Annotated in this window: 13 protein-coding genes; 8 read left to right on the top strand and 5 right to left on the bottom strand. The window is 51.8% G+C overall.

Going from position 1 to position 12,766, the window contains the following annotated elements:
* Nucleotides 1–551: 551 nt before the first annotated feature.
* Both D6024_RS00905 and D6024_RS00900 read right to left on the bottom strand, forming a co-directional pair.
* Nucleotides 552–1,187 carry a ClpP family protease gene (locus D6024_RS00905; protein WP_240409903.1) on the bottom strand — a complete coding sequence of 212 codons (636 nt, stop codon included), beginning with the start codon at nt 1,185–1,187 and terminating at the stop codon, nt 552–554.
* A gap of 151 nt (nt 1,188–1,338) precedes the next feature.
* Entirely contained in the window at nt 1,339–2,034 is a 696-nt protein-coding gene (locus tag D6024_RS00900) for a ClpP family protease (RefSeq protein WP_121352294.1), read from the bottom strand.
* Nucleotides 2,035–2,298: 264 nt separating this feature from the next.
* On the opposite strand from D6024_RS00900, the gene D6024_RS00895 reads away from it, so the two are divergent.
* Complete coding sequence (locus D6024_RS00895; protein ID WP_121352292.1) at nt 2,299–3,066, top strand: rhomboid family intramembrane serine protease; 768 nt, start codon at nt 2,299–2,301, stop codon at nt 3,064–3,066.
* On the opposite strand, the gene D6024_RS00890 is transcribed toward D6024_RS00895, so the two are convergent.
* Both D6024_RS00890 and D6024_RS00885 read right to left on the bottom strand, forming a co-directional pair.
* The gene (locus D6024_RS00890; protein ID WP_162944453.1) at nt 3,037–3,912 is read right to left on the bottom strand and encodes a diacylglycerol/lipid kinase family protein; all 876 of its coding nucleotides are present in this window, start codon (nt 3,910–3,912) and stop codon (nt 3,037–3,039) included. The genes D6024_RS00895 and D6024_RS00890 overlap by 30 nt on opposite strands.
* Nucleotides 3,913–4,001: 89 nt before the next feature.
* On the bottom strand, nt 4,002–4,718 hold the full coding sequence (locus D6024_RS00885) for a head GIN domain-containing protein (RefSeq protein ID WP_121352288.1): 717 nt from the start codon (nt 4,716–4,718) through the stop codon (nt 4,002–4,004).
* 322 nt (nt 4,719–5,040) lie between these two features.
* Between D6024_RS00885 and pheT the strand changes: the two genes are divergently transcribed.
* The 3 genes from pheT to D6024_RS00870 all read left to right on the top strand — a co-directional run bounded on the left by pheT (nt 5,041) and on the right by D6024_RS00870 (nt 8,124).
* A complete protein-coding gene (pheT, locus tag D6024_RS00880) occupies nt 5,041–7,461 on the top strand; it encodes a phenylalanine--tRNA ligase subunit beta (RefSeq protein WP_121352287.1) in 2,421 nt (806 codons plus the stop codon).
* On the top strand, nt 7,458–7,742 hold the full coding sequence (locus D6024_RS00875) for a hypothetical protein (RefSeq protein ID WP_121352285.1): 285 nt from the start codon (nt 7,458–7,460) through the stop codon (nt 7,740–7,742). The genes pheT and D6024_RS00875 overlap by 4 nt, the downstream gene beginning before the upstream one ends.
* An 85-nt stretch (nt 7,743–7,827) precedes the next feature.
* Nucleotides 7,828–8,124 carry a cell division protein ZapA gene (locus D6024_RS00870; protein WP_121352283.1) on the top strand — a complete coding sequence of 99 codons (297 nt, stop codon included), beginning with the start codon at nt 7,828–7,830 and terminating at the stop codon, nt 8,122–8,124.
* 17 nt (nt 8,125–8,141) lie between these two features.
* On the opposite strand, the gene D6024_RS00865 is transcribed toward D6024_RS00870, so the two are convergent.
* On the bottom strand, nt 8,142–8,663 hold the full coding sequence (locus D6024_RS00865) for a uracil-DNA glycosylase family protein (protein WP_162944452.1): 522 nt from the start codon (nt 8,661–8,663) through the stop codon (nt 8,142–8,144).
* Nucleotides 8,664–8,806: 143 nt separating this feature from the next.
* Between D6024_RS00865 and rny the strand changes: the two genes are divergently transcribed.
* The 4 genes from rny (at nt 8,807) to gatA (ending at nt 12,752) form a co-directional block, all read left to right on the top strand.
* Nucleotides 8,807–10,372 carry a ribonuclease Y gene (rny, locus tag D6024_RS00860; RefSeq protein WP_121352280.1) on the top strand — a complete coding sequence of 522 codons (1,566 nt, stop codon included), beginning with the start codon at nt 8,807–8,809 and terminating at the stop codon, nt 10,370–10,372.
* 213 nt (nt 10,373–10,585) lie between these two features.
* On the top strand, nt 10,586–10,951 hold the full coding sequence (gene rplS / locus D6024_RS00855; protein WP_121352278.1) for a 50S ribosomal protein L19: 366 nt from the start codon (nt 10,586–10,588) through the stop codon (nt 10,949–10,951).
* 131 nt (nt 10,952–11,082) lie between these two features.
* Entirely contained in the window at nt 11,083–11,307 is a 225-nt protein-coding gene (locus D6024_RS00850) for a Sec-independent protein translocase subunit TatA/TatB (RefSeq protein ID WP_121352276.1), read from the top strand.
* Between the two features lie 32 nt (nt 11,308–11,339).
* Complete coding sequence (gene gatA / locus D6024_RS00845; RefSeq protein WP_121352274.1) at nt 11,340–12,752, top strand: Asp-tRNA(Asn)/Glu-tRNA(Gln) amidotransferase subunit GatA; 1,413 nt, start codon at nt 11,340–11,342, stop codon at nt 12,750–12,752.
* The last annotated feature ends 14 nt before the right edge of the window (nt 12,753–12,766 follow it).

Genomic DNA, 12,766 nt, shown 5'->3' with positions numbered 1-12,766 from the left:
TGGGTATTGTCTAGTAGTAGAAACCAAAAGCAGCCCAAAAGCTGCATTCAGCCGACAAAAATAGACAAATCATTTGTGGGAAGCGACGATCAGGGCCTTGATTTATAGGATTATTAGGAATATATGGTCACCTCACCCCGGCCCTCTTTCCGGGGAGAGGGAGCCGCAATCCACAAAGCCGGCTTAGGCAAGAGGCTATTTTAAGCGAAGGAATTCCATCCCTTCAAGGGATGGAATTCCTTTTTTGTCCATCTGTGTTCCGAACGTTGAACGGAGCCCTTCCTTTGTCAGGATAAACTGTGTAACGGAAGCTTCATGGCTGTTCTGTTACTGGAAACATAAATATTTCGCTCCTTCGGAGCTACATTCCCGCTACAATTCTTTTTCTATTAATACGATGCCCCGCCGGGGCAAAGAAAAGCCTCCATCAAAATGAATGATGGAGGCTTTGAAGTATCGTGCAAAAGCAAGGGTCTGTGCAGATGCCACTCCCTCCTTTGGAGGGCGGGGAGGCTTTTAGGAGATCAAGGGGGCCAAAAGCCGTGGTGATCTTAAATCAGTTTGTCCATGATCTTGTCCACGATGCCATACTCGATGCTTTTTTGTGCATCCATCCAGTAATCCCGCTCAAAATCCTTGCGGATGCGTTCGATGGTCTGGCCGGTATTTTCTGCCAGGATACGGGCACCCATTTCCTTGGTGCGCAGGATTTGCTCGGCATGGATTTCCATGTCGGCGCTCACTGCCTGGATGTGGCCACCCAGCGAAGGCTGGTGAATCATCACTTCGCCATTCGGGAAAATATAGCGCTTGCCTTTTTCGCCACCGCTCAGCAGGATACTGCCCATGGAGGCTGCCAGGCCCATGCAAATTGTGCTCACGGGGGAGGAGATCAGTTTCATGGTATCGTAGATCACCATGCCGCTGGTAACCGAGCCGCCGGGGCTGCTGATGAAAAACTTGATCTCCTTGCCGGGCTTGTCGGCTTCCAGCAGCAGCAGTTTCGTCACCACATCCTTGGCTGACTTATCGTCCACGACACCCCAGAGGTAGATTGCACGTGTCTCGAAGAAATATTTTTCCAGTCGCTTGTACAGCATGCGGGTATCCACTTCGGCCCGCTCTTCTTTTTCCTCATCCGGTTCTTCCGGTTCGCCGGGAACGCCGGGTTCGGGCTGTGGTTGCATGGTATGCATATATCTGTTCATCAATAAATCCTGATAGCTCATCGTATCGTTCTTTTAGGTTTAAATTTCGGTTGAAGTCAAAAGTAAAAGGTCAAAATTCAACTGGTTGGCTGAAACGCTATGACCATACTTTTTACTTTTGAATTTTGAATTACTGCTCCTTTTTCTCTTTCCGGGGATTAGTCAGTAAGACTTCATCCACCAGGCCATATTCTTTTGCTTCGATGGCCGTCATCCAGTAGTCGCGGTCGAAGTCGGCTTCCACTTTTTCGAAGCTTTGGTTGGAGTGGTTAACCACAATGTCGTACAGTTCCCGCTTGATCTTGCGGATCTCTTTCACCGTTACTTCGATGTCGGTTGCCTGTCCGCCAATGGCGCCACTGGGCTGGTGCATCATGATGCGGGAATGTTTTAGTGCAGCACGCTTTCCGTGGGTGCCGGCTGCCAGTAAGACACTGCCCATAGAGGCCGCCATGCCAATACAGATGGTGGCAACATCGGGAGTTACATATTGCATGGTGTCGTACACACCCAGGCCGGCATACACGCTGCCGCCGGGAGAGTTGATGTACATGTTGATGTCGCGGGTGCGGTCGGTGCTGTCCAAAAACAGCAATTGGGCCGTGATGATATTGGCCACTTCATCGTTGATGGGATAACCCAGAAAGATGATGCGGTCCATCATCAGGCGGCTGTAAACGTCCATCACGGCGACGTTCATCGGACGCTCCTCAATGATGTTGGGCGTCAGAGCGGTAACGAGATATTTGTTATAACTATCTAATGTGTTACTCGAAATCCCCTTGTGCTTAACGGCATATTTTTCAAATTCGGAAGGAAAACTCATATCGTCTGTATTAGATTTTTAGCAATTTACTGGAAGGTAGGCTAACAAATACCAGGCCCGGCCCAAAAACACGACATTTTGCCACACAGGCCGTTTTTGCTTTGACATTCGATGTTCGGGGTTGGGTTCTCGCAGTTGTCTTTTCATTGGCGGAAGATGCCGGTGCTGACGAAGGAAAGGCGAAGAACAGGCAGCATACGTTGAACTTCGAACCGCGGACGATGTAAAGGAATAGCATTTGCAACAGGTCGATAAAACAGATTCATGTTCTTTCCGATCGGAGATGATAACAGCGACAGGCGAACAACGCCATATATCAATTATCTTTTTATTGCCATCAATGTCCTTGTCTTTATCTTTTTGCAGAAAATGGGCACCGACTGGCGCTTCACCTATGCCTATGCCACCGTGCCCGCCGAAATCCTGACAGGCCATGATGTGGTATCGCATTCCAAAGTGCTGACCGACGTGGTGACAGGCGAACGGATTCAAATACCGGGGCTGCAGGTTACACCAATCAATGTCTACCTCACCCTGTTCACCTCCATGTTCATGCACGGCGGCTGGGCGCACCTGTTTGGCAACATGCTTTTCCTTCTCATCTTCGGCGACAACATCGAGGACGCCATGGGGCATCGCCGCTACTTTACGTTTTACCTGCTGTGCGGCGTACTGGCCGGCCTGTCGCATGTGTTGTTTACGGCCTATACGGCGCAGAGCGTATTCCTGCCCAGCCTCGGCGCCTCCGGGGCGATATCGGGAGTGATGGGTGGCTACATTCTCTTGTTCCCGGCTCGTCGCGTTAAACTTTGGATCTTCTTTTTTATTGTGGCTGTACCGGCTGTTATCGCTGTGGGACTTTGGTTTGTGTTCCAGGTGCTCAGCGGCCTGGGAATGCTGGGAGGCGACGATGCCTCGGGTGTGGCCTACGCGGCGCACATTGGCGGTTTCATTGCCGGGCTGTTGCTGGTAAAGGCCTTCGACAAACCAAGGCAGGTGGAGTTAATAAAGAAAGAGAAACCGCGCTGGTAAGCATTCAATATTGAATTCGGTGGCTGCAAACGCTTCGCCGTCGGCATGGGCCGGCAGTTCTTTCAGTCCTTTTACAATGACCATCGACGATTTGACATAGGTAATAAAAGGCAGGTTGAGGTGTTTGCCTTTTTCGATCACCGGCAAATATTTCAATCGCAAAAAGGGATGAAGGCTCCCGACAATATTCGTGTCCAGCAGGCCGTCGTTAACGAGGCTTTGCGGCGATACCTGGAAACCGCCGCCATAGCGCCTGCCGTTGGCCACGCTGATCATAAAACATTTTTTGCCCCAGTGAAACCGTTCCGTGTTCACGCTGCAAAGAAATTCCTGGTAGGTAAAAAGGTTCTTGAGCACCGTTAGCAGGTAGGTTGTTTTTCCTGCTTTCTTTTTCTTGCCCACCAGGTCCTGCACAACTTTGCCATCGAACCCGATTCCCACACCGTTCAGGAAAAGACGGTTGTTGCAAAGGCCCGCATCGACCGGCCGGGGTGTTGCCGCTAAGACCTGCTCCACTTGTTGGGCAACGGAAATCTCGCCATACAACAGCCAGTGAAAATCGTTGCCCGTGCCGCCCCTGAAGATGGCCATGGGCAGATCGAACTGGCGGTAACGATTGATGAAATAATGCAGCGTGCCGTCGCCACCGACGATCCAGGCCTCTGTTACATCCACCCAGTTTTGCGGCCATTCCGTTGTGAAGACCGTGTGCGCAATGGCTTTCTCTTTTAGCAGCAGCGCAATTTCATCTGCCACACGCAGCGCACAGGGGTGAAGCGGGTTCACCAAAAGCGAGATGTTTTTTTCTTCGAAGGGCATAGAAAAAGTGACGCTGTTAAGCGTCACAAATTACGTTTTAAATCAGCAGGCGGATTGCCGCGAAGGAAAGAAAGCAACGGGCAACGGCTGTGTTTTTAAATGCCGGCCGTTCGGTGTCAGGAAACTTTTTCCACGCCGGAAGCACCCGAACTTTTCTGGTTGATGTTGGCATTGCCGCGATACCGGACATGGCTGGCCCCACTGGCTTCGATGTCCAGTTGTTTGTTGGCCGTGACCTCGGCATCCGATGCGCCGGATACGTCAACTTTTGCTTCATCGGTTGCAAGCTCCAGGCACCTGGCCCTGCTGGCACCGGTGGCTTCCGTGTAAAAGCGGGAGGCGCTTCCCTTTAGCTCCATCGTGCTGGAACCGGAAACTTCGGTGTCGAGTTTGGAAACTTTCAGAGCCAGGTTCATCTCGCTGGCACCGCTGGCATGCAGTCCCAGTTCGTTACCCGTGATGGGTGTTTCGCCAATAAGTTTGGAAGCCCCGGAAACGTCCAGGTCTTCAAAGGCAGGTGCCGAAACATAGATGATGATCTCCCGGCTCGGGTCAAGGTTGTATCCGTGTTTTTGCCGGATCGTAAGCGTATTGCCTTCGGTATAGGCTTCGAGGTATTGCTGCAGGTTTTCGTCGGCTTCGATTTTGACGGAGGTTGCTGCATCCTGGCGCACACGCACTTCCAGGGCACCGCCCACATCAACGCTGTTGAACCGGCCCACGTTGCGTTGCTCGGTTACCACCCGGCCATTGCCATCAATGCGTTCGCCGCCGAAATACCGGCAGGAAGATAAAAGAAGGGCAGCGGCGGAGGCAATCAGGAGAATTCTCATAAAACGTCTTTTGGTTTAAGACAACCAAGGTAGCAAAGAGGTTACAATTCAAAAATAAAAAGGCCGGAATGCCTCGCGACTTTTATTGCAGGTTGCCCGGCAGAGCGGAGTCGCGGCCAGCGGCCAGTGGTGTGCCGGCATTTTCCGTTGGGTGGCACAACGGGTGAACAGTTTATCAGGTTAGATCGCTTGTTTTTCAAACGAAGGTCCGCTCCGACGGCCGGCAGGATGCTGGAACCCCAGGCAACCGGCTACGGACAACCTCAAACGCCAAACTCCGATCTGTCCTTTATCTTTGTCCGCTCTTAAATACTGCGTATCAATGACGATTTCCTATAATTGGCTTAGCGAGTACCTGCCTGTAAACATTGAGCCGGAGCGGCTTTCCGGCATTCTGACATCCATTGGACTGGAAGTGGAAAAAATGGAATCGTTTGAAGAAGTAAAGGGCGGACTGCAGGGCCTTCTGCTTGGTGAAGTGCTGGACGTGCAGCAACATCCCAATGCCGATAAGCTGAAACTGACCAGGGTGACCGTGGGTGGCGAGCCGCTGCAGATTGTATGCGGAGCTCCCAACGTAGCCGCGGGACAAAAAGTGGTGGTGGCAACGGTGGGAACAACGATCTATCCGGCCGCCGGTGAACCGCTGACGATGAAGGTGGCCAAGATCCGCGGCGTGGAAAGCTACGGGATGATCTGTGCCGAAGACGAAATCGGGTTGGGCACGTCGCATGCGGGCATCCTGGTGCTGCCTGGTGATGTGGAAGTGGGCATGAAGGCTGCCGACTATTTCAAGCCGTTCAGCGATGTGGTGTACGAGATCGGGCTGACGCCCAACCGCATGGATGCCATGAGCCATTGGGGCGTGGCGCGGGATGTTTGCGCTTACCTGTCGCATCACGACGGCCTGCCGGCAAAACCGGTGATTCCGGATGTGGCGTTCAAGGTCGATCAGCCCTCACTCGATATCACCATAACCGTGGAAGACACCGAAGCATGTAAACGGTATGCGGGTGTTTGCATTGCCAATGTCAAAGTCGGCCCCTCGCCCCGGTGGATGCAGGAGCGGTTAAAGGCCATTGGGCTTCGTCCCATCAACAATATCGTCGACATCACCAACTATATCCAGCACGAAACCGGCCAGCCGCTGCACGCCTTCGACTACGACAAGATCGGCGGCAAAAAGGTCGTGGTGAAAACCCTGCCGGATGGGTCTTCGTTTACCACGCTCGACGAAAAAGAAAGAAAGTTAAGCAGTGAAGACCTGATGATCTGCGACGAGGCTTCACCGATGTGCATTGCCGGTGTATTTGGTGGCCTGCACAGTGGCGTAACGGAAAACACGACCAACATCTTTTTGGAAAGCGCCTGGTTCAATCCAACGTTTATCCGCAAAACCTCGTTCCGTCACGGCTTGCGTACCGACGCCGCCACGCGGTTCGAAAAAGGGGTAGACATCTCCAATACGGCCAATGTCCTGAAGAGAGCTGCCATGCTGATCAGGGAGCTGGCCGGTGCCAGCATCGCTTCCGAAGTGCTGGATGTTTACCCGTCGCCGGAACCCAAAAAAGAAGTGGTGCTGCCCTACCAGTACCTGCGCAAACTGAGTGGCAAGCTGTATCATCCCGAAACGGTGAAGTCGATCCTGGAAAGCCTCCAGTTCACCATTGTAAAAGAAGGCATCGATGCCATGGTGGTGCAGGTGCCGCACCACAAGCCCGATGTCAGCATTCCCGCCGATGTGGTAGAGGAAATTCTGCGCATCGATGGTCTCGACAACATTGAAATTCCGACTTCCATTACGATCACACCTTCCGTGGAAGAGAATTACCTGGGCGAACGGTTGAAGGAGAAAACAGCCGGTGTATTAACCGGCGCAGGCTTTACCGAAATCCTGACCAATTCCATTACCAACGCCGCCTATTTTACCGAAGAGGAATTGAAAAATTCCGTGAAGCTGCTGAACAATTTGAGCAACGAATTGAACATGCTGCGGCCTTCAATGTTGCAAACGGCACTGGAAGTGATCGCCTTTAACCTGAATCGCAAAAACAACAACCTGCGGCTTTTCGAATTTGGCAAGACCTACAGCACAAGCGGCGTGGGTGAATATGCCGAAGCAAACCATCTCTGTCTGTACGCCAGCGGCCAATTGGTGGAAAGCAGTTGGAAAGGGAAAAGCGCTGCAGCCGATGTTTACTACCTGAAAGGTGTGGCGGAGGCCTTGTTCACGGCATTGAATATAAAAGGTGCTGCTTTTGAAAAAGGCGATAACAGCGATTTCGATGCCTCTATCGTTGTGTTGGTCGGAAAGGAAAAAGTAGGGGAAATCGGGCTGGTGAAAAAATCCCTTGCGTCGCGGTTCGATATCCGGCAGCCGGTTTTGTTTGCCGACCTATATTGGGACGAACTGCTGCAAAACACCACGAGCCGTGTGCAGTTCAAAGGGCTTTCAAAATTCCCGCAGGTGGAGCGGGATCTTGCCATGGTGGTGCCCAAAAGCCTGCAGTACGGCGAAATTCCCGCGCAAATCAAACAGCTTCGCATCCGCCAGTTGCAGGACATTCGCCTCTTTGATATTTTCGAAAGCGAGAAGCTCGGGCACGACAAAAAATCGCTGGCGGTCAACTTTACCTTTCTCGACGAAGAAAAAACCCTCACCGATAAGGAGATCGACGGCTGGATGAACAAGATCATGAACACGCTGGAGAAAAACATCGGTGCCGAAATCCGCAAGCAATGACCGTTGACCAACAGTTTACCACCCTGTACGAAAAGCTGCAGCAACTCCTGCAACGGCAAAACCGTTTGCAGCGGGAAACCGAAAAACTAAAGGAGGAACTGGAGCAGTCGAAACAGCGGGAATTGGCCACGCAGCGCAGGATGGAAGAAATGCAGCAGCAGCTCGCGATCGTCAAACTCGCTGCCGGCGAAATGTCGGAAAAAGACAAGAAGACCTTTGAGCGAAAGCTGACTCAGTATATCAAAGAAATCGACAGGGCCATTGCCTATTTAAGTGAATAACTAGAGCTGCAAGTCGCAAGCTACAAGACTTTACATTGATCTCTCTGCTTGTAGCTTGCAGCTAACAGCCTGAAGCTTTTCTCCCATGAACGAAGAACTTATTCCCACCAACCTCGTGATCGGCGACCGCACCTACCGTGTACGCATACTGCCCAAAGATGAAGAAGTGGTGCGCAAAACGGTAAAGACCATCAACGATAAGATCGTTGAATTCAAGACGGCCTTTGCGGGGAAGGATATGCAGGACTACATTGCGATGGTGCTGGTGTGGTTTGCCACCGAGCAAAATGCAGCCATATCCAACCAGTTGAACATGGACAACGTGAGCAGCCGGCTCCAAACCCTGGAAAAACTGATCGACGGGGCATTGGATCAACCCTAGCAAGCCTCGCAAACCTGTTAGGGTTGATCCAATGGAGGCAACTTGTTTTGATAGATCTCCGCCTTTTGCGCAACCGTTAGTTTAAAATAGCGTGGCGATGGAGAGGGTAGAACATCCACCGCCGCGTAAGCCGGGAACGCCTTTTTAAATTCCTTTTCCACAAAGCGACTGGTGCAAAGTATCGGGGGCTTGTATGCAGCGATGATGTCTTCAATCGTTTTCCAGTTGTATTCTTCAACCTGCAGGTTTTCGTCCAGGTTGTTTCCTTTCGTCCTGGTCACCGAGCGAAAAATGTCCGTTATCCCGATGCCTGCTTCCTCCAGCAATTGCTGTTTGGCTTTTTTTGTCGGCAAATCCCGTCCGTAGGCCCTGGCCATAATACGCCAGAACTGGTTAAGCGGCGCGCCATAGAACCAGGCGTTTTCATCCAGCCCGCCCCGGGTTTGCTCCTTGCCGGGGAAGCTGCCCAAAATCAGGCAACGGAGGTTGGCCGGCAAGAAAGCAACGAACGGATGTTTTTCGATTTGAATGTGGTCCATGGCTGCCTGATTGCAAATTGCTTTCCACCCTACCGCACTCATCGCATGATGAAAATCCGTCCGCTTTAGCTATCTTCGCCTTCCTGACAAATCTGTCGGAATGAGAAACTTGTATACGATAAAAAAACTTAAAAAAAGGATTAATGGAACTCAGCATAGTTACCCTGGTTGTCGGTATTGTGGCCCTGTTGGTGGGCATTGTAGCGGGGAAATTCATCTTCGCGAAAGACACGAAAAAGAAAGTTGAAGAAGCCGACCTTCATGCGCAAAACCTCATTAGAGAAGCCGAATTAAGGGCCGAAAACATCCGCAAGGAAAAAGAACTGGCTGCCAAGGAACGGTTTGTTCAACTCAAGTCGGAGCACGACAGGGAAGTCCTGGATCGCAACCGCAAAATGGGCGAAAGCGAAAACCGGCTTCGCCAGAAAGAACAGGCACTCAACCAGAAGACCGAGCAACTGGAGCGCCAAATCAAAGAAAACAGCGCCATCAAAGAAAACCTGACCCGTCAGCTCGACGTGGTAAACCTGAAGCAGGCAGAGTTGGAAAAGCACCAGGAAGAGCACACCCGCCGCCTCGAAAAGCTGGCCAACCTGACAGCCGAAGAAGCAAAGGCGCAGTTGGTCGAAAGCCTGAAGCAGGAAGCTCACTCCCAGGCCATCGGTCTCCAGCAGGAAATTATTGACGAAGCCAAGCAAAAAGCCAACAAGGAAGCCCGTAAGATCATTATTCAGTCCATTCAGCGCACGGCGGCCGAGCAGGCCATTGAAAACGCCATTACCGTTTTTAACCTCGAAAGCGACGAAATCAAAGGCCAGATCATTGGTCGGGAAGGCCGGAACATTCGTGCCATTGAAGCCGCTACCGGTGTGGACCTGATTGTAGACGACACCCCGGAAGCGATCATCCTTTCCTGCTTTGATCCGCTCAGACGGGAAATTGCCCGCCTCAGCCTGCAGCGCCTCGTAACTGATGGCCGTATTCACCCGGCCCGGATCGAGGAAGTGGTGGAAAAGACCAAGCGCCAGCTGGAAGAGCAGATCATGGAGATCGGCGAACGCACCGTGATTGAACTGGGTATTCATGGCCTCCACAAAGAACTGGTGCGCCTGGTCGGGAAGATGCGCTTCCGTTCTTCCTACGGTCAAAACTTATTAATGCATAGCCGCGAGGTGGCCAACCTGTGTGGCATCATGGCGGCCGAATTGGGATTGAACCCGAAGCTGGCCAAGCGGGCCGGCCTGCTCCACGATATTGGAAAGGTGCCCGATGAGGAAACAGAACTGAGCCACGCCTTGCTGGGTGCAAAGCTGGCCGAGAAATACGGTGAGAACCCGGCCGTGGTCAACGCCATCGGGGCCCACCACGACGAGATGGAAATGCAGTACGTGATTTCACCGATCATCCAGGCCTGCGACGCCATCAGTGGTGCCCGCCCGGGTGCACGCCGCGAGATCATGCAGCAGTACATCCAGCGTATCAAGGACCTGGAGAACCTTGCACAAGCCTACAACGGTGTAGAGAAAGCCTACGCCATCCAGGCCGGCCGCGAGTTGCGGGTGATTGTGGAAGCCGACAAGGTAACCGACAACGAAAGCGAACGCCTGTCCTTCGACATTGCCCAGAAAATCCAGACCGAGATGACCTATCCGGGCCAGATTAAAGTGACGGTGATCCGGGAGAAGAGAGCGGTGAACGTGGCGAGATAGTCTGAACCGTGATTTGGAGAGATTTGAAGGATTTGGAGGAAATCAATCAAACTTTATAAAGCAAGAGCCGTTCTGTAAGGAGCGGCTCTTGCGTTTGCGCAATCCTGTTCATCCCAAAAATCTCCTAAAATCCTAAGTCAGACGAAAAATCTCAAATTTCAAAAGTCAAATCTCAAATCATTTCCCTACCTTCGCCGTCCAAAATTTTAAGTCATGAACGCCGCTGTTGCATTTGTACACGAACAGTTAACCAATAAAAAGAGCTTACCCAAGTTCAAAGCCGGTGACAACATCACCGTTAACTATAGAATCATCGAAGGAAACAAGGAACGTATCCAGTCATTCCGTGGCGATGTAATCAAATTACAGGGCCAGGGCGCAACAGCCACGTTCACGGTTCGCAAAATCTCCGACGGTGTCGGCGTAGAGCGTTTGTTCCCCTTCTTTTCGCCCAACATTGAAAGCGTTGTGGTGAACAAATCCGGTCGTGTGCGCAGAGCGAAGCTGTTTTACCAGCGTGAGCGCAGTGGGAAATCAGCCCGTATCCAGGAAAAGAAAAGAGCGGTGGAAACTGCCTAAGCATTTTAAACGTATAGAAAAGCGTCCTGTCATAAGCAGGACGCTTTTTCATTTTCACAAGAATTTGGTTATTTCGTAACCGTTATTTTCAGATACCTTTGTTTTTATTCATTCATTTTTAAATCCAGTTTATGGGTCCCCTAGGTTTCAATGAAATTCTGATCATCCTGATTATTGTTCTTCTCCTTTTCGGTGGCAAAAAAATTCCTGAACTGATGCGTGGCCTGGGCCGTGGCGTTCGCGAATTCAACGATGCCAAAAGCAACGTGAAGAGGGAAATTGAAGAAGGGCTGAGCGAGAAAGACCGCACTCCCAACACGACGACGACAACGACGACAACTCCTTCTCAACCTTAATCTTCCGATCACTTTCCGCCGACAAGAAGGGTTTGTTCCAGTTTACCTCCATTGAACAATATCAGGCTGACATCCATAGCGGTCGTACCACTTGCGAGCAGGCGGTACGACACTTTCTTTCCCGCATCGAAGAGCAGTCTTCCCTGAATGCCTTTGTCGAAGTTTTTGCCGAAGAAGCCCTGGCCCGTGCTGTCGCATTAGACCGCTCGGAGCCCAAAGGCTGCCTTCACGGTGTTGTGATCGGCATCAAAGACAACATCTGCTATAAAGACCACCGGGTTTCCGCCGGGTCCGGCATCCTGCAAAAGTTTACATCACTCTATTCGGCTACTGCCGTTCAACGCCTGTTGGACGAAGGCGCCATTCTCATTGGCCGCCAGAACTGCGACGAGTTTGGTATGGGCTCCACCAACGAGAACTCGTTTTATGGGCCTGCCCTGAACCCGGTTGACCAAAGCCGTGTTCCCGGTGGCTCATCGGGTGGAAGCGCTGCGGCGGTAAAGGCAGGCCTTTGCATGGCAGCGCTGGGAAGCGACACAGGGGGCTCCGTGCGGCTGCCGGCGGACTTCTGCGGCGTGGTTGGTATAAAGCCCTCCTATGGGCGTGTATCCCGCCACGGATTGATTGCCTATGCTTCCTCGTTTGACGTGATTGGCGTTTTGGCCAACTCGGTGGAGGATGCGGCAAGAGTCCTGGCTGTCATTTCCGGTCCCGACGACTACGACAGCACGGCCATCGGCTCGCCACCGGAAGCCTTTTCCAGGGGAGCAGAGGATACAAAATACCGCATTGCCTACTTTCCCGAATGGATCAACCACCCGTCTATCGACCCCGAAATTTCCTCGGCCATTCAGGAGAAGCTTCAACAGCTGAAAGAAGACGGCCATATGGTAGAACCCGTGACATTTTCCCTGACCGATTACATCGTTCCCACCTATTATGTTCTCACAACGGCGGAAGCCTCTTCCAATCTTTCCCGCTACGATGGGATCCGCTATGGCCAAAACTGGCACGACAAATCACAAACTGTTGCCAAATTTTATCAACAAAATCGTAAAAATGGATTCGGCAGCGAGGTCAAGCGTCGCATCATGCTCGGAACTTTTGTCCTGAGTGCCGGTTACTACGATGCCTACTACCAAAAGGCGCAGCAGGTTCGGCAGTTACTGCAGAGGCAGACAACCCTGATCTTCAACGATTTTGACTTTATCATTGCGCCGAATGCGACCTCCGTCGCCTACAAGGCCGGTGAAAAAAACGCCGATAAACTGGCCATGTATATGGGCGATATCTTCACCGTTTTTGCCAATTTGACCGGTGTGCCCGCTGCTTCTTTACCAGTATTTAAACATTCCTCTAACCTTCCTTTTGGTCTGCAAGTCCTCTCGTCTCCCCGGAATGAGGTAAGTTTGCAACGCTTTACGCATCAACTGATGCAACAATAAAGGCGAGTAAGATT

It is taken from the genome of Flavisolibacter nicotianae (assembly GCF_003628535.1).
Classification (GTDB): domain Bacteria; phylum Bacteroidota; class Bacteroidia; order Chitinophagales; family Chitinophagaceae; genus Flavisolibacter; species Flavisolibacter nicotianae.
The sequence above is the reverse complement of the archived record's forward strand: the minus strand, read 5'-3'. Positions and strand labels throughout refer to the sequence as shown.